The organism is Mesorhizobium sp. M0437 (genome assembly GCF_040321335.1).
Lineage (GTDB): Bacteria > Pseudomonadota > Alphaproteobacteria > Rhizobiales > Rhizobiaceae > Mesorhizobium.
In genome coordinates, this window is the sequence record NZ_JAMYRK010000001.1 from 65,854 (window position 1) to 83,222 (window position 17,369).

At 62.4% G+C, this 17,369-nt stretch carries 14 protein-coding genes; 11 read left to right on the top strand and 3 right to left on the bottom strand.

From position 1 onward, the window contains the following. Positions 1–13: 13 nt before the first annotated feature. The 3 genes from NKI72_RS00315 to NKI72_RS00325 form a co-directional block, all read right to left on the bottom strand. The gene (locus tag NKI72_RS00315; protein ID WP_352470175.1) at positions 14–1,792 is read right to left on the bottom strand and encodes a TRAP transporter large permease; all 1,779 of its coding nucleotides are present in this window, start codon (positions 1,790–1,792) and stop codon (positions 14–16) included. Next, a complete protein-coding gene (locus NKI72_RS00320; protein ID WP_352830275.1) occupies positions 1,792–2,376 on the bottom strand; it encodes a TRAP transporter small permease subunit in 585 nt (194 codons plus the stop codon). The genes NKI72_RS00315 and NKI72_RS00320 overlap by 1 nt, the downstream gene beginning before the upstream one ends. A 204-nt stretch (positions 2,377–2,580) precedes the next feature. After that, positions 2,581–3,486 (bottom strand): branched-chain amino acid ABC transporter permease, encoded by a 906-nt coding sequence (locus tag NKI72_RS00325; protein ID WP_023676253.1) that lies wholly within the window; start codon positions 3,484–3,486, stop codon positions 2,581–2,583. A 140-nt stretch (positions 3,487–3,626) separates the two neighbouring features. On the opposite strand from NKI72_RS00325, the gene NKI72_RS00330 reads away from it, so the two are divergent. The 11 genes from NKI72_RS00330 (at position 3,627) to NKI72_RS00380 (ending at position 17,333) form a co-directional block, all read left to right on the top strand. Then, the gene (locus NKI72_RS00330; protein ID WP_352767310.1) at positions 3,627–4,235 is read left to right on the top strand and encodes a CGNR zinc finger domain-containing protein; all 609 of its coding nucleotides are present in this window, start codon (positions 3,627–3,629) and stop codon (positions 4,233–4,235) included. Then, positions 4,228–4,758, top strand: coding sequence for a hypothetical protein (locus tag NKI72_RS00335; protein WP_352767308.1), 531 nt, complete (start codon positions 4,228–4,230; stop codon positions 4,756–4,758). The genes NKI72_RS00330 and NKI72_RS00335 overlap by 8 nt, the downstream gene beginning before the upstream one ends. A 226-nt stretch (positions 4,759–4,984) precedes the next feature. After that, positions 4,985–8,464, top strand: coding sequence for an indolepyruvate ferredoxin oxidoreductase family protein (locus tag NKI72_RS00340; protein WP_352849758.1), 3,480 nt, complete (start codon positions 4,985–4,987; stop codon positions 8,462–8,464). A gap of 152 nt (positions 8,465–8,616) precedes the next feature. Next, positions 8,617–10,938 (top strand): putative bifunctional diguanylate cyclase/phosphodiesterase, encoded by a 2,322-nt coding sequence (locus tag NKI72_RS00345; protein ID WP_352452207.1) that lies wholly within the window; start codon positions 8,617–8,619, stop codon positions 10,936–10,938. Positions 10,939–11,088: 150 nt separating this feature from the next. After that, on the top strand, positions 11,089–11,871 hold the full coding sequence (locus tag NKI72_RS00350; RefSeq protein ID WP_352469883.1) for an N-acyl amino acid synthase FeeM domain-containing protein: 783 nt from the start codon (positions 11,089–11,091) through the stop codon (positions 11,869–11,871). A gap of 119 nt (positions 11,872–11,990) precedes the next feature. Next, positions 11,991–12,140: a DUF3096 domain-containing protein gene (locus NKI72_RS00355; protein ID WP_013528205.1), complete on the top strand. Its 150-nt coding sequence runs from the start codon at positions 11,991–11,993 to the stop codon at positions 12,138–12,140. Between the two features lie 173 nt (positions 12,141–12,313). After that, complete coding sequence (locus NKI72_RS00360) at positions 12,314–12,538, top strand: aa3-type cytochrome c oxidase subunit IV (protein WP_023676259.1); 225 nt, start codon at positions 12,314–12,316, stop codon at positions 12,536–12,538. Between the two features lie 81 nt (positions 12,539–12,619). Then, positions 12,620–13,894, top strand: a complete 1,275-nt coding sequence (locus tag NKI72_RS00365; protein WP_352849759.1) for a Re/Si-specific NAD(P)(+) transhydrogenase subunit alpha — start codon at positions 12,620–12,622, stop codon at positions 13,892–13,894. Next, complete coding sequence (locus NKI72_RS00370; RefSeq protein ID WP_036238371.1) at positions 13,894–14,316, top strand: NAD(P) transhydrogenase subunit alpha part 2; 423 nt, start codon at positions 13,894–13,896, stop codon at positions 14,314–14,316. The genes NKI72_RS00365 and NKI72_RS00370 overlap by 1 nt, the downstream gene beginning before the upstream one ends. Before the next feature lie 6 nt (positions 14,317–14,322). Further along, positions 14,323–15,720 (top strand): NAD(P)(+) transhydrogenase (Re/Si-specific) subunit beta, encoded by a 1,398-nt coding sequence (locus tag NKI72_RS00375; protein WP_352454727.1) that lies wholly within the window; start codon positions 14,323–14,325, stop codon positions 15,718–15,720. 92 nt (positions 15,721–15,812) lie between these two features. Then, positions 15,813–17,333 carry a hypothetical protein gene (locus tag NKI72_RS00380; RefSeq protein WP_352849760.1) on the top strand — a complete coding sequence of 507 codons (1,521 nt, stop codon included), beginning with the start codon at positions 15,813–15,815 and terminating at the stop codon, positions 17,331–17,333. Positions 17,334–17,369 lie beyond the last annotated feature (36 nt).

Consider the following 17,369-nt stretch of genomic DNA (forward strand, 5'->3'; position numbering starts at 1 on the left):
TGCCGGGCCTTCCTCAGTTGAAACTCGGTGGTTGCGACAGATCGATTGCCGGCGCCGCCGGTTTCGCGGGCGGCTTTTCGTCGAAGCTCGGCGGCTGCGACAAATCCGGTGGGGAAGGTGAGGCCGGGGCAGTGCCGCCGTTGGCCGGCGGCGTGCCAAGCGGCGACAAGCCGATGCCAGGCGTTTCCGGCACCTGGTAGTTGATGGTGCCAGGATCGACGACAGTGCCTTTGTAGTGCATCACCATCTGCGGGAAGGCGATGGTCAGGCCGATCATGATCACCTGGATGCAGACGAAGGGCACTGCGCCCCAATAGATCTGCCCTGTGGTGACGGGCGCGATCTGCTTGCCGGTGAGTCGGTCGAGATAGGGCACGCGCGCGGCGACCGAGCGCAGATAAAACAGCGCGAAGCCGAAGGGCGGATGCATGAAGGAGGTCTGCATGTTGACGCCCAAAAGCACGCCAAACCAGATCAGGTCGATGCCGAGTTTGTCAGCCGCTGGCGCCAAAAGCGGCACGATGATGAAGGCAAGCTCGAAAAAGTCGAGGAAGAAGGCGAGCACGAAGACGAGGATGTTGACGCCAATCAGGAAACCGACTTCACCGCCCGGCAGCGACGTCAACAGGTGCTCGACCCAGATGTGGCCATTGACGCCGTAGAAGGTCAGCGAGAACACCCGCGCGCCGATCAGGATGAACAGAACGAAGGACGACAGCCTGGTCGTCGAGGCCAGCGCCTGCTTGACCACGTCGAGCGACAGCCGCCCCTTCACCGCCGCCATTGCAAGCGCGCCGACGGCGCCCATGGCGCCGCCTTCCGTCGGCGTGGCGATGCCAAGGAAGATGGTGCCCAGCACCAGGAAGATCAGCGCCAGCGGCGGGATCAGCACGATGATCACCTGCTGTGCCAGTCTGGACATCAGGTTGATCTTCAGGCGCTGGTCGACGATCGCCACGACATAGATGAAGATGACGCCGATGGTGGCGCCGAGAATATCGGCGTTGCCGCCATGGTTCGGCGCGAGGTAGCGATACGCCGCATAGGAAACCACCACCGCCGCCAGCAGCGCCGCCAGCAGCGACAGCACACCGTGGCCGAGCGTGCGGGCCTCAAGCGGCAGTGCCGGCATCGACTTCGGCCGAAAGATCGACATGAGCAGGATGTAGAGCATGTAGATGCCGGTCAAAATGAGCCCGGGGATCAGCGCTCCCTTATACATATCGCCGACTGAGCGGCCGAGCTGGTCGGCCAGGACGATCAGCACCAGCGACGGCGGGATGATCTGGGCGAGCGTCCCGGACGCGGCAATGACGCCGGATGCCAGCCGCCGGTCGTAGCCGTAGCGCAGCATGATCGGCAGCGAAATCAGACCCATGGCAATGACGGAAGCCGCCACCACGCCGGTCGTCGCGGCAAGCAGCGCGCCGACGAAAATCACGGCATAGGCAAGGCCACCACGGACCGGTCCGAACAGCTGGCCGATCGTGTCGAGCAGGTCTTCGGCCATGCCGGATCGTTCGAGCACGATGCCCATGAAGGTGAAGAACGGGATCGCCAGCAGCGTATCGTTCGACATCACCCGACTGCCATAGAAATTATCCGGCAACGCGTGCAGCAACGGCCAGGCGAGATTGATCGAGCCGCCCGAATAGGGCGACAGAAGCACGCCGATGAAGAAGAACATCAGGCCGTTGGCGGCGAGCGAGAAGGCGACGGGATAGCCGATCAGCAGGAAGACGACCAACGAGGCGAACATGATCGGCGCCATGTTCTGGGCGATGAACTCGATCACGAGCGCACCTCTTCGGCGAGCGCCTTGGCTTCGAGTTCGGCCTGCTCATGCGCCGATATGAACGGAGTGGGATCGTCCATCTGACCGCGCATGATGGCGATTTTCTTGATGATTTCGGAAATGCCCTGCAGTGCGAGCAGAAAAAAGCCGACCAGCAGGATCGCCTTCGCCGGCCAGATGATCAGCCCGCCGGAATTGTTCGACATCTCCCCGCTGCGATACGACAGCGACACATAGGGAACGAAATAGACCACCATCAACGTCACGAACGGCATCAGGAAGAAGACGTGACCGAAAAGGTCGATCCAGTGCTGCACGCGGCGCGAGAACATGCCGTAGACGATATCGATGCGGATATGGTCGTTCTGCTTCAGCGTGTAGGCGGCGGCCAGCATGAAGGCGGCGCCGAACAGATACCATTGCAATTCCAGCCAGGCGTTCGAGGACATGTCGAACACCTTGCGGATGACGGCGTTGGCGGCGCTTACCAGGATCGCCAGCAGGATCAGCCACGAAACCCATTTGCCGATGAATTCGTTCAAACGGTCAATGGTTTTGGAAAGAGCGAGAAGCCCTGCCATGCATTCCTCCCTTGTGTCAGAGCGCGGCGGTTCCCTGTCCGTCGTGTCGCTGTGGACCAACGGTATGCAGTGCGTGGTCCGGCGGGTCAACACGGGACAGCCCGCATAAACACAGTTGTGAGATGACGGGCGGCAAAATGCTGCCGCGTCCTTTGCATGTCCAAGGACATGCGGCGCTTTCACCCAAGCAAAGTCGGGTGCGGCTCAGGCGATCTTCTGTTGGTCGCGGCCGGCGCCGATCAGCACAAGCATGGCGACGAGGAACAGGTACATCCAGCCGTCCCGCCATTCGAGCGGAAAATAGCCGGCCCATAGCGATTCGGCCATGCCGAAAGCGGCGGCGCCCAGTGCCGCCCGCAAAGGCGAAAGATAGCCGCCCACTGCGGTCACGAACAGGATTTTCAACCCGTAGACCAACCCTGTGCCGAAGCTGATGTTGCCGTAGTAGAAGGCGGCGAGCACGCCGGCCAGTGCCGCGCAAAGGCCGCCGAAAAGCACCGCACGCCGAAACACCGCACGGACATCGACGCCGCACATCGCAGCCGCCTTGGGATCGTCGGATACGGCGCGCCAGCTCCGGCCGAAGCTCGAATATGCGAAGCCCCAAGCAGCCAGCGCTATGGCCGCCAGTACGGCGGCGCAATCGAGCAATTGGATCAGCGTCAACGTCGCCTTGAAGCTGGCATTCTGCGCGAAGACGATGGTCTGGGCCAGCATTGGCGGCAACCATAGGTCATGGGTATCGGCGGCGATGCGGCTGGCTTCCGACAAGACCAGCAATATGCCGAGCGTCGTCACCACGATGGCGTTGGGCGAGCGGTCGGCCAGCGGTTCGAAGATACTTCGCGACAGGACATGGCTGAGCAGCGCCGCATAAAGGAATGCCGCAGCTACGCCGAGCGCGACCGATGCAAACAGCGTCAGCCACAGCGCCTGATAGCCGAACGCCGCGGTGAGGATCATCGTATGCCCGCAAAAGGCGAACAGCGCGCCATAGGCAAGATTGGTACGGTGCAGGATGCCGTTGGTCAGCACGTAGCCGAAGGCAAGCAATGCGTAGAGCGCGCCCGAATGCAGCCCGTTCAGAACCTGCTGGAAGAAATAGAGCATGCAAGACCCTCTATGCATGCCCCGCAATCGGGGCAGAGGTTTGGGACGAACGATATTCTCAGTACGGCGGTCGCCTCAGTGACAAGCGTTGCACCCGGAATCTAACTTGTCAAACGCGAGTTATCAGTTAGATTCGCCATATGACAGTATCCTGGACTCCGCACCGCTTTACCGGTGGCATGCTGGCGCTCGATACGGCGAACACCGTCGTTTTGCGGAACGATCCGGAGAAAACTTTCGACCGTTTCGACGATCCGGCCGAGATCGCCCGCTTTGCCGAAGCCGCGAGTGCCTTTCGCGTCGCCGAGCTCGGCGGCAGGCGGCTCGTAGCGCCGGCGCCTGAAAAGATCGCACCGGTGGTGCTGTCGATCCGGGAGACGACCGATCGGCTGTTTCGCGGCGCGGTATCGAAAGGTGCAATCGCGACCGGCGATATGCCGAAATTCTTGGAAGCCTGCGCCGATGGCCTCGCTCATAGCCGCACCGAAATCGGCACGCCTGGAAAACCGTTCGGTGATCCGGCGACGCCGATTGCCTTCGAGGCCGCGCTTGCGGTCTCGGCGCTGTCGCTGCTGCGTAGCGACACCATCGCCAGGCTGCGGATATGTCCGAACTGCAGCTGGCTGTTTGTCGACAAAAGCCGCAATTCCAGCCGCCTCTGGTGCGACATGGCGGTGTGCGGCAACCGCCAGAAGGCAAACCGACACTATCGCCGCCGGACCGCGGCCAGGGAGGTCACCAATGTCTAGAAGATTCTCACGCGCGATGATTGTCGTCGCGACTTTGTTCGCGGCGGCCGCGCTCGGCGCCTGCCGTGATTCCGGCAAGGACCAGCTGTTCGCCATTTCCGGGAAGCTGTTCGAGTTCAACTACCGGCTGGGTATCGCCACCTATGTCATCACCCTCAATCCGCTGCGGCCGGTGGGTGAGGGGCAGGTCGCTGTGGTCTCCTTCCAGAACCCGGCCGGTGGTGATCCGATCATCGTCACCCAGAAAATATGGCCGAAGTTGCCGCATGTGACGCTCACCAGCCCGCCGCTTACCTGCGTTGTCAAGGACAAGCCCTATGCGGTGTCGATCCGCATCGAGGATTCCAGCGGCAAGTTGCTGCAGAGTTTCGCGACCACTCTGACGTCCTCGCTCGACCAGTCGGTCCTGCCCGACCGGCCTCTGGTGGTCGGGCCAGTCTACGAGCTCAACAAGGACTTGGCCGGCCATGTCGACGGCAAGCTGCCCGGTGAACCGAAGCCCAGTTGCCCAAAGGCTGCATGATGCATCACTAGCGGCACCGACCGCCGCCGGAATTTTTCATGCTCGGCTATCCTCCCCGACAGGCGTTTCGTGGCGCCACACGGCCGCGCACGGATCGTTTGTTGCGGACCGCCTGGCACCCTTCGATTTTGTTTGACCTCCCCGGCAAGGGAAGAAAGACTGTGGGCACTCGACTCCGACGTTGGCCGCGCACCTCCAGGCGCGGCCTCCGCACAGGAAATGCCTGATGACGCTGCACAATGTCGCGCTCGACGACAAGTTCGACCTGGCAAAGGAGCGCATCTTCCTGTCGGGTGCCCAGGCAGTCATCCGCATGCTTCTGATGCAGCGCGAGCGCGACCGCCGGGCTGGCCTGAACACCGCCGGTTTCGTCTCCGGCTATCGCGGCTCGCCGCTCGGCGGCCTCGACATGCAGCTGTGGAAGGCCAGGAACCAGCTCGCGCAGTCGGACATCGTCTTCCAGCCCGGTCTCAACGAGGAGCTCGCCGCCACCGCCTGCTGGGGCTCGCAGCAGGCCGAATTGCTGGGCGAGGGTACCCATGACGGCGTTTTTTCGGTCTGGTACGGCAAGGGTCCGGGCGTCGACCGCTCCGGCGACGTGTTCCGCCACGCCAATCTCGCCGGGTCGTCGAAACATGGCGGCGTGCTGGCTCTGATGGGTGACGACCACATGGCCGAATCCTCGACCAACGCGCATGCCACCGAGTTCCTGTTCGTCGACACCATGGTGCCGATCCTTAATCCGGCCGGCGTCCAGGAGATCATCGACTACGGCCTCTACGGCTTTGCCATGTCGCGCTTTGCCGGCACCTGGGCGGCGATCAAATGCGTCAAGGACAACATCGAATCGACAGCCTCGGTCGATGCCGCGCTCGACCGGCTAGATATCGTCATCCCGGACTTCGACATGCCGCCCGGCGGCCTCAACATCCGTAATGAGATCGACATGCTCGGCCAGGAGGAGCGGTTGCATGAATACAAGCGCGCCGCCGCTTCAGCGTTCATCCACGCCAATGGGCTGAATCGGATCGTCTATTCGGGCGGCACCAGCGCCAAGCTTGGCATCGTCACCATCGGCAAGAGTTATCTCGATGTTCGCCAGGCGCTGGAGGATATCGGCGTCGACGAAGCGGCCGCCAGTCGTATCGGTATCAGGCTGTTCAAGGTCGGCTGCCCGTGGCCGCTCGACCTGCAACACATCGCCGACTTTGCTCGCGGCCTCGATACTATCGTCGTCGTCGAGGAGAAACGCTCGCTGATCGAGGTACAACTGCGCGAGAACCTTTACGGCACCGCGACGCAGCCGGTCATCGTCGGCAAGAAGGACGAGCGCGGCGACTGGCTGTTCCCGGCCAAGGGCGCGCTCGACCCCAACGATATTGCCATCGAGCTCGGCGAGAGGATTTTGCGAACGATCGGCCCGTCGGAAGAAATCGCCGCGCGGGTGGCGAAGTTGCGCCAGTTCCAGGCGATGCTGGCCGACACGTCAGACATCGCCTCGCGCACGCCGTTCTTCTGCTCCGGCTGCCCACACAATTCCTCGACCAAGGTTCCGGACGGCTCGCTCGCCGCCGCCGGAATCGGCTGTCATTTCATGGCGCTGTGGATGGACCGCAACACCGTCGGCTTCACCGCCATGGGCGGCGAGGGCGCGCAGTGGGTCGGCCAGGCGCCGTTCTCGAAGCGCAAGCACATCTTCCAGAATCTGGGCGATGGCACTTACAACCACTCGGGTGTGCTGGCGATCCGTTTCGCGCTGTCGACCGACGCCAACATCACCTACAAGATCCTCTACAATGACGCCGTCGCGATGACCGGTGGGCAGCCGCACGAGGGCGGCCTGACGGTAGACATGATCGCAAGGCAGGTGCGCGCCGAGGGCGTGGAGCGCATCGCCATCGTCACCGACGAGCCGGACAAATATACCGGCAAGGTGGAATTTCCCGCCGGCGCCACCATCCATCACCGCGACGACCTCGATCTCGTCCAGCGCGAGTTGCGTTCGGTCAAAGGCGTCTCGGTGCTGCTCTACGACCAGACCTGCGCCGCCGAGAAGCGTCGCCGCCGCAAGCGCGGCACCTTCCCCGATCCCGACAAGCGTATCTTCATCAACGAGCTGGTCTGCGAAGGCTGCGGCGATTGCGGCGTGCAGTCGAATTGCGTCTCGATCCAGCCGGTCGAGACCGAATTCGGCCGCAAGCGCAAGATCGACCAGTCGAGTTGCAACAAGGACTTCTCTTGCGTCAACGGTTTCTGCCCCTCCTTCGTCACCGTTCACGGCGCCAAAATCAGGAAAGCCGAAGGCATAGCCGGCGCGGCCGACCCGCTCGCGGGCGTGCCGGCGCCGGCGCAATTTACGCTCGGTGAACAAGGCTGGGCGGCGATTATCGACGGTGTCGGCGGCACCGGCGTCGTCACAATAGGCGCGGTGCTGGGCATGGCCGCGCACCTGGAAGGCAAGGGCTGCGGCATGATCGACATGGCCGGCCTCGCCCAGAAGGGCGGCTCGGTGTTCACCCATGTCCGCATCGCCCGCACGCCGGACGACATCCACGCCATTCGGGTATCGGCCGGCAAGGCCGATCTCGTGCTCGGCTGCGATCTCGTCGTTTCAGGTGCCAAGAAGGTGTTGGCCGCGGCGCGCGAAGGCCATACCATCTTCCTCGCCAACACTGCCGAGATCATGCCGGGCGAGTTCGCCCGTTCGGCCGATTTCTCGCTGCCCGTCGAGCGGCTGAAGAAGGCGATAAGAACGGCCGCGGGCGACGACAGGACGCATTTCTTCGACGCTACCCGCACCGCCACTGCCCTGTTCGGCAGCTCGCTTGGTGCCAACATGTTCATGCTCGGATTCGCCTTCCAGCATGGCGGCTTGCCGCTGTCGGCGGAGGCGGTCGAGAAGGCGATCGAGCTCAACGGCGAGGCGGTAGCGATGAATGTCGCGGCATTTCGCTGGGGCCGCCGCGCCGCCCACCAGCCGGATTTCGTCCGCAGCCTTCTCGCCCAGCCGGGCAAGGCCACGCAGCATGCCGCCATTGCCGAGACGCTGGACGATATCATTGCTCGCCGCGTCGGCTTCCTGACCGCCTACCAGAACGCCGCCTATGGCAAGCGCTATGCCGACAGACTGGCGGCGCTGCGCAAGGCCGAAACCAATGCTGTGCCCGGGTCGACCGTGGTGACCGAGGCTGCCGCAAAGAACCTGTTCAAGCTGATGGCGATCAAGGACGAATACGAGGTGGCGCGGCTTTATACGGACGGCTCCTTTGCCGCAGAGCTCGCAAAGCAGTTCCAGAGCTACGGCAAGCTTGAATTCCATCTCGCACCGCCGATCATGGGCAGGCGCGGCAGTGACGGGAAGCCGAAGAAATCGAGTTTTGGCCCGTGGATGATGAACGGGTTCCGCCTGCTGGCGGCGATGAAGGGCCTGCGCGGCACCGCTTTCGACCTGTTCGGCTACAGCGCCGAGAGGCGTATGGAGCGGCAGCTTCTTGCCCTCTATGAAGCCGACCTGGAACTTGTCGCCGGCGCGCTGGCGCCGGGCAAGATCGAGGTTGCTGCCGCGCTTGTTTCGGTACCGGCGCTCATCCGCGGCTTTGGCCACGTCAAGCAGGCCAGTGCCGAAAAAGCCGCCGGCGAACGCCAGCGTCTGCTCGACCGCCTCTCGACGGCGCCGCTGCGGCCGCAACTTCAAGCCGCCGAATAATTCAGCGCTGTGATACGCCTTGTTTACCTGAACTGTAGTTTCCCTGCTTCCGCGGCGTCACCAATGGATGCCGGCAGGGCTCGAAACGCCGCTCTAAACCTTTCTTAAGGCCAATGTGACACTGCTGGGTTCCCCAGGGTTGGGATCCAGGCGTGAATCTGAGACGAAAAAACGAGATTCCGGTCGACGTTTACATTCCGTTCGTGGAAACGCTGTTTCGCGACGGGTTCACGCTGTCGATCGGCCTTGTTGCGCAGACACTCCTCGTCATTCTGGTCTATTGGAAGACCATGGACTTGGCGTATCTTCTAGTTGCCGCTGGGCTCATCATTGTCGGTACTCTGCGCCTTCGCAACATCCGAAAATACGGGAGACTTCCTTCCCCGACGACGTGGGAAGAAGCCCATGATCGCGAAAACGATTACATAATTTTCGGTTCGATGCATGGTTTCATGCTTGGCGCGTTCTGTTTCGTCAGTATCTATCTGGCAAATGACAGCCACGACAACTATGCCGAAATAGCCTCTGTCTGCGTCACTCTGGCATCGGTCACGTCAATTGCCGGCCGCAATTATGGGTCGCCGCGCATGGTCATGATTTTTATCATAACCACCACATGGCCCATATCGCTTGGCTTTATCCTGCGCGGCGATATCTACCACATCATCCTCGGTCTGATGTCGGCCCCTTTTCTGTTTGCGATCAAGCGGTTCGCCGACATCGTCCGCGAAGTCCTGTTTACCGCCCTGTCGGAGGAAAAGAAGGCGAACCGCATCGCGCAGCGTTTTAATCGCGCGCTCAACACCATGTCGCATGGCCTTGTCATGCTTGGTCCCGACGGCCGGGTGGCGGTGGCCAATGCCGAAGCCGCGCACCTGATGTCGCTCAAATCGGCCGATGCGCTGCTAGGCCGCTCGATCCACGGTCTGCTGATGCGCGGCGCTGCAGGCGGCATGCTGGCGCCGAAAGATTGCCGTTACATCGAAGCCCAGCTGACGCGTGCGTTGCGCGAGGGCCGCGACCGCAAGGTCCTGGTCTCGCTCACCAACGGCCAGCACTATGAATTTTCGGCGCGCGAAGGCAGCCAGGAACTGGGCGTCGTCACTTTCGAGGATGTGACCGCCCGGGTCGAGGCGGAAGACAAGATCCGCTTCATGGCGCGCTACGACAGTCTCACCGGCCTGCCCAACCGCGCCTACTTCCACGAGTTGGTGGTGGAAGCCATGGCCTCAGGGGATCCCGAGCGTCTCTGCGGGCTGGTGGTGCTCGATCTCGATGATTTCAAGAGCGTCAACGACACGCTCGGCCATCCGGTCGGCGACGGATTGATCTACGCCGTTGCCGAGCGGCTGGCGGCAGTCGCTGGGCCAGGCATCACCGTCAGCCGCTTCGGCGGCGACGAGTTCATGATCTTCTTCGAGCGCATCGAGGATGAAAGCCACCTGACCGGCCAGGTTGACGAGATCTTTGTCAATCTACAGGGCGAGGTCGATGTCGCCGGCCACGGATTACGCATCCAGGCCTCCGGCGGCGCGGTGCTGTCGCGGGTCAAGGATACCGACGTTGACGCCATGATCGTCAAAGCCGACCTTGCACTCTACAAGGCCAAGGAGCTTGGCAAGAACGGTTGGCGGCTGTTCGAGGCCTCCATGGATGCTGCCTTCCGCAGCCGTCAGCTGATGAAGGCGGACCTGCGCAGCGCCGTGGAAAACAACGAATTGCGGGTGGTCTATCAGCCGATCGTCGCGATGAGCACGATGCGTATCGCCAGTTGCGAAGCGCTGTGCCGCTGGGATCATCCCGATCTCGGGCCGATTTCCCCCGGTATCTTTATTCCGCTGGCGGAGGAAATGGGGATTATTTCCGACATCAGCACCTTCGTCCTGCATGCGGCCTGCACGGAATGCGCCAAATGGCCGGCCCAGACCAGCGTGTCGGTCAATCTCTCGGCCAAGGATTTCCGCAACCGTGATGTCATCCAGAAGGTTCGCGACGCGCTGGCTGAATCCGGTCTCTCCGCCGGACGTCTGGAGATTGAGGTCACCGAGACGGCGCTGCTCGACGACAAGTCGCTGACACGCCAATATATCGAGGAGTTGAAGCGGCTCGGCGTGCGCATTGCGCTCGACGATTTCGGTACCGGGTATTCGAGCCTCAGCTATCTCCACAAACTGCCGCTCGACAAAATCAAGATCGACCGCTCGTTCCTGATGGATGTCACTCAGAACAGCCGGTCGCTCGAATTGCTCAAGGGCATCGTCAACCTGTCACGGCCGCTGGGACTTTCGGTTACCGTCGAAGGTGTCGAGACCTTCGAACAGCTCAAGATCCTGGCATTGCAGGTCAAGCCGGACCTGGTCCAGGGCTTTCTGTTCGGGTCGGCACTCAGCGCGTCCGGCATCGAGACGATGTCGAGCACCGTCTGGCCCTTTGCCAAGGACATCCAGACGGCAAGGAAGGCGCCGCGGCGCTGACTTCGCGCTGAAAACCTGCGTATTTTAGTATAATTTTATTAATTGTTAACCTTAACGGGCGGTAAACGAGCTCCTACTTATTTTCATCTTTACATCTCATGACCCGTCCGTAGTGTCGGCTGGTGGCGGTAATCGCGGGGAATAGAGTTCATGTGTGCCCAGTTGAGTTCGCTCGGCCATGCGGCGGGCGCTGGTGGGAAAGATGCGTCCGAGACCATGTCCAGCTTCGCGCAACATGTTTATGCGCTGCTTGACCGGACGGAGTACCGACGCTGTGAAAGCGGCGAGGACTTCGAAAACATTTACAGGCTGCGCTACAATTCCTATCGGATGAACGATCTGGTGCCCGAGAATGCGTCCCGTCAGGTCCATGACGAGTTTGACGAACTGCCCAATTGCCATACGTTCGGAATCTATATCGAGGGGCGGCTGGTCAGCACAATGCGCCTGCATAACGTGTCTGCTGATAACGCCACATCACCAGCACTCAGCGTCTACAAGGACTTGTTGATGCCGCGTCTGGCGGCCGGCGAAGTCTTTATCGACCCGAGCCGTTTTGCCGTGGACGCCGAATGGTCACGGCTTTACCCGCAGATCCCGTATGTGACGCTGCGCCTTGCGGGCATGGCTTGCTTCCATTTCGGCGCGCCTTATTGCATATCCATGATCCGCGAGGACCATGCGGCTTTCTACAAGCGCATCTATCGGGCGCGACCGATTGGCGATGCGCGGCCCTATGCCGGCGTGATCAACTGTTTCGCGCTGCTTTATCAAGCCGATGTCCTGGCGATCAAGAATGAAACCTACGCTCGCTTTCCGTTCTTCCGTTCGACGCCAATGGAGCAGCGCATGTTGTTCGATACGCCCGGTGCCGGCGAACTCGCCCCGCTGACCATCCTGCCCACCGCCAAGTATTTTCGCGAAGCCGCCTGAACGAGCCCATGGAGCCTTCCGGTCGCTTCGGCGTTCTGGGCAAGGGTGCTGGTGGTAGGTCGGCATGGCCGGCATCCGCCAAGCATCGCTTCGATAGCGATCCGATCAAAGGAACCGATATGACCATTTCCACGCTCGCCCTTACCCCGCTTATCTCGCTGATTGCAGGCGTGCTGATCCTGGTGATGCCGCGGCTGCTCAATTATATCGTCGCCCTTTATCTGATCGTTGTCGGCCTGCTCGGTCTGTTCCCGCATCTCGCCGGCTAACGACATAGGCAATAGCGGACCTGCCATCCATTGTGATTGGTATCGCCGCGCTTCGCGCAGCGATTTCAAGTTTTGCTTGAGATTGTTGGCTGCGGCGATGCGGCAATAGCGCCATTGCCCTTAACGCGGCTTTTCGCTATGTGCCTGAAAGATGTCTTCGAAGGGGTATTCCAATGGCTGAACACACGCCGACCGGTCCTGTCGAACTAGGCGCGAAGATGGACTACGCCGAGCACGACCGCACCTATGCCGGCTTTGTGATGCTGGCCAAATATGGGTCGCTATTTTGCGCCGCCGTGCTTCTTGCCATGGCGTTCGGCTTCTTTGTGGGCGGCTTCTTCTCGGGGACTATCCTATTCGTGCTGATCCTGGCCATCGGCGCCTTTATTCTCCGATAACTCCTCCAACCTTTGTCGAAGGCGCCGCCGGGGTCGGTCGATGTCTTGCGGTAACAGGGTTCCGGCCGAAAGGATCATGCGGTGGGACAGACGGTTTTCATCCCTCGTGAGCTCGACGCAAACGAGCCGCGCGTCGGGGCCTCCCCCGACACGGTGAAGCGGCTGGCGGCACTGGGTTTCGACGTGATTGTCGAAACCGGCGCCGGCACTGCGTCGCGCATTCCCGACGAGGAGTTCGCCCGGGTGGGCGCCGCGATCGGCAAGGCCGGCGATGCAGCCAGGGCCGATGTCGTGCTGAAGGTGCGCCGGCCCACGGACGCCGAGCTGAAGGGCTACAAGTCCGGCGCCGCTGTCATCGCGATCATGGATCCCTACGGCAACGACGCTGCCGTCGCTGCCCTTGCCAAGGCCGGTGTTACTGCCTTCTCCATGGAGTTCATGCCGCGCATCACCCGCGCCCAGTCGATGGACGTTCTATCCAGCCAGGCCAACCTCGCCGGCTATCAGGCGGTGATCGACGCGGCTGCCGAATATGACCGGGCGTTACCGATGATGATGACGGCGGCCGGCACCGTACCGGCAGCGAAGGCGTTCGTCATGGGCGTCGGCGTCGCCGGTCTGCAGGCCATCGCCACCGCGCGCCGCCTCGGCGCCGTGGTCACCGCCACCGACGTGCGCCCGGCCGCCAAGGAGCAGGTCGCCTCGCTCGGCGCAAAATTCCTGGCCGTCGAGGACGAGGAGTTCAAGGCGGCCGAGACGGCCGGCGGCTACGCCAAGGAAATGTCGAAGGAATACCAGGCCAAGCAGGCGGCGCTGACCGCCGAGCACATCGCCAAGCAGGACATCGTCATCACCACCGCGCTGATCCCCGGCCGTCCGGCGCCGAAGCTGGTCTCGGCGGCAATGGTCGCCTCGATGAAACCCGGCTCTGTGATCGTCGACCTCGCGGTCGAGCGCGGCGGCAATGTCGAGGGCGCCGAAGCCGGCAAGGTGGTGACCACGGCCAACGGGGTAAAGATCGTCGGCCATCTCAACTTTCCCGGTCGCGTCGCCGCCTCCGCTTCGCTTCTCTATGCCAGGAACCTCTATGCCTTCCTCGAGACGCTGGTCGACAAGGCGGCGAAGACGCTTGCCATCAACCGCGACGACGAACTGGTCAAGGCGACGATGCTGACCGATGCTGGCAAGATCGTGCATCCGGCTTTCGCAAAGGCTGAGCAGGAGCCGCCAAAGGGCCAATATGTCGAGCCACCGGCCATTCCGGCCAGGACGATGGTTGCCGAGGCTTCGGCGAAGCCGGCTGCGAAGAAAACGGCCGCTTCGAGGAAGCCCAAGACCACCGGAGGGATCGCGTGATGGATCAGACTCTGCAGAAAGCCCTCGACCAGCTCGACCAGGCGACAGCTGCCGTGCGGCTCGCGGTGCAGAACCTGGCGGCCGCGCCCGGCACCGAGGCGGCGGGTGACGCCGCTCACGCGCTGTCCGGCGGTGCCATCGATCCCTTCGTCTTTCGCTTCGCCATCTTTGTCCTGGCGATCTTCGTCGGCTACTACGTCGTGTGGTCCGTCACGCCGGCACTGCACACGCCGCTGATGGCGGTCACCAACGCCATTTCCTCGGTCATCGTCGTCGGCGCGCTGCTGGCCGTCGGCATCTCGGCCTCAGGGCTTGCCACCGGCTTCGGCTTCGTTGCGCTGATGCTGGTATCGGTCAACATCTTCGGCGGCTTCCTCGTCACCCAGCGCATGCTGGCCATGTACAAGAAGAAGGAAAAGTAGGCCGCTATGAACGCCAACTTCGCCTCCTTTCTCTATCTGGTCTCCGGCATCCTGTTCATCCTCGCATTGCGCGGCCTGTCGCATCCGACCACCAGCCGCCAGGGCAACATGTACGGCATGATCGGCATGGGCATCGCCATCGCCACGACGCTGGCGCTGGCGACCCCTTCGGCCGGGCGCTTCGGCCTCATAGTGCTCGGGCTGCTGATAGGCGGCTCGGCCGGTGCGGTCACGGCACGGCGCATTGCCATGACCTCGATGCCGCAGCTGGTCGCCGCCTTCCACTCGCTGGTCGGTCTTGCCGCGGTCATGGTGGCGGCCGCCGCCATCTATGCACCGGAAAGCTTCGGCATCGGCACCGTCGCCGATATCCATGCCCAGGCACTGATCGAGATGAGCCTCGGCGTTGCCATAGGTGCCATCACCTTCACCGGCTCGGTCATCGCCTTTTTGAAGCTCGACGGCCGCATGTCGGGCAAGCCGATCATGATCGGTGGCCGCCACTTCATCAACGCGGCCCTGGGCATTGCGCTGATCGTGCTGATCGTGCTGCTCGTCACCGCCGAGTCCAAGGTGGTGTTCTGGCTGATCGTTGCCGCCTCGCTGGTGCTGGGTGTGCTTCTCATCATCCCGATCGGTGGCGCCGATATGCCGGTGGTCGTGTCGATGCTGAATTCCTATTCGGGCTGGGCCGCGGCCGCCCTGGGCTTCACGCTCGGCAATCTGGCGCTGATCATCACCGGCGCGCTGGTCGGCTCGTCGGGCGCCATCCTGTCTTACATCATGTGCAAAGGCATGAACCGGAGCTTCATCTCGGTCATCCTCGGCGGCTTCGGTGGCGAGACATCAGCCATTGCCAACGACGGCATCGAGCGCACGGTCAAGCAGGGCTCGGCCGAAGATGCCGCCTATCTGATGATGAATGCGCAAAAGGTCATCATCGTGCCGGGCTACGGCATGGCCGTCGCCCAGGCGCAGCACGCGCTGCGCGAGATGGCCGACAAGCTCAAGGCCAACGGCGTCGATGTCAAATACGCCATCCACCCGGTTGCCGGCCGCATGCCCGGCCACATGAACGTGCTCTTGGCCGAAGCCAACGTGCCTTATGACGAAGTGTTCGAGCTGGAGGACATCAACTCTGAGTTCGCGCAGGCCGACGTCGCCTATGTCATCGGGGCCAATGACGTCACCAATCCCTCGGCTCGTGACGACAAGTCCTCACCTATCTACGGCATGCCAATCCTCGACGTCGACAAGGCGCGCACTTGCTTGTTCGTCAAGCGCTCGCTCGGCTCCGGCTATGCCGGCATCGACAACACGCTGTTCTACAAGGACGGCACCATGATGCTGCTCGGCGACGCCAAGAAGATGACCGAGGAGATCGTCAAAGCGATGGATCACTGAAACGGCGTCGCTGCCAACTCACTGCCGATCGTCGAATACAGCCCGGCTCCGCGCCGGGCTTTTTCTTGGCTGTTACCGGTTCTGAAGCTACGATGCCGACCCGTCGTCTTGCTAACGGCGTCATCGTGGAGGTGCTGGTGCCCGACCCTGGTTCTGCTGCATCGCCGGCCGCCGATCTGACCGCAGCAGAGAAGGCGCCACGCAAGCGCAGCCAGGCGGTAGTGGTCGTGCACGGCATGGGCGAGCAGCGGCCCATGGACACGTTGAGGGAGTTTGTCCAGGCCGTATGGAGCCACGATCCGGCCCGTGCACCGTTCTATGCCCATGTCCCCGATCCGGCCGACCCGATGGGTGCGAAGATCAACCAGAGCTGGATCACGCCCGACAGCCGGACCAATTCGCACGAACTCCGCCGGATCACCACGCCCTATGATGTCGATGGCCGCCGCACCGATTTCTACGAGCTTTACTGGGCCGACATCACCCAGGGCACGACCCGAAGCCGCCTTGCTGCCTGGGTGACGACCCTGCTCTGGCGCAAGCCGGCCGATATTCCGCGCGATGTGCTCAAACTCTATGTCGTCACGCTTTTGGCCACCCTCGTGGTCCTGGGCGCGGCGCTGGCGCTCGCAACGTCGACCTGGCAAGGCTACATCTCCTGGACGACGGGTGTGCTTGTCACGGTTCTGGCGTCGTTCGTCATCTGGTTGGTGGACCAGTTTGGCTTGCCCTATTTCGGCGACGTCGCCGCCTATGTGCGGGCCGAAGCGGCAACGGTCGAGAAGCGGGCGCTGGTCCGCGAGCGTGGCCTCAAGCTGCTGAAGCGTCTCATGATGGACGATGCCTATGACCGCATCGTGCTGGTCTCGCACAGCCTCGGGTCGATCATCGCCTATGATCTGTTGCAGATATTGTGGGCCGATTTCAGGCCTAGAAAGTTGGAAGCCATTCGCGACAAAGCGAGGCTGAAGGCGATCCACGCCGTCGACAAGGCGACGCTGGTCGCCGATGCCTCCGCTTGGCCCGACAGCCTCGATGACCTCCCCGCATTCCGGCGCAGCCAATGGGAGCTCTACCGGCAGCTTCGCGTCGGCGACGCCGATCATCCGCTGCCGTGGAAGATCAGCGATTTCGTCACGCTCGGCAGTCCGCTGACCCACAGCGAGTTTCTGGTGACCTACAACCTCGCCGAATTCAGGCGCGGCATCGCCGAGCGCCTGTTTTCAGCATGCCCGCCGATCGCCGACAGAGCGGCGGGCGGGACCATGCTCTACCAGGAAGGGCGCAGCCATTCCGGCAAGCCGCAGCGGGCAGTGCATCATGGCGCGGTGTTTGCCGCGACACGCTGGACCAATATTTTCGACAGGGGCAATGGCTGGCTGACCGGCGACCCGATTTCAGGGCGGATGACGGAAAATTTTGGTCCCGGCGTGGAAAACATCCAGGTCGAGCTGCGCGGCTCGGGCGGCCGCGTCTTCACGCACAGGCTCTACTGGTCGCTGACGGCGAGCGGCGTCGAGGTCGACGCGCTGGCCGGCGTACAGCCGCGCTCGCACCTTGCCGTGCTGCGCGATGCGGTCGATCTCGGCCGCAAACTGGAAGCTGAGCTGTAGGCGGCAAGCAATGCGCGGCGGCAGTTCAAAGCAAGG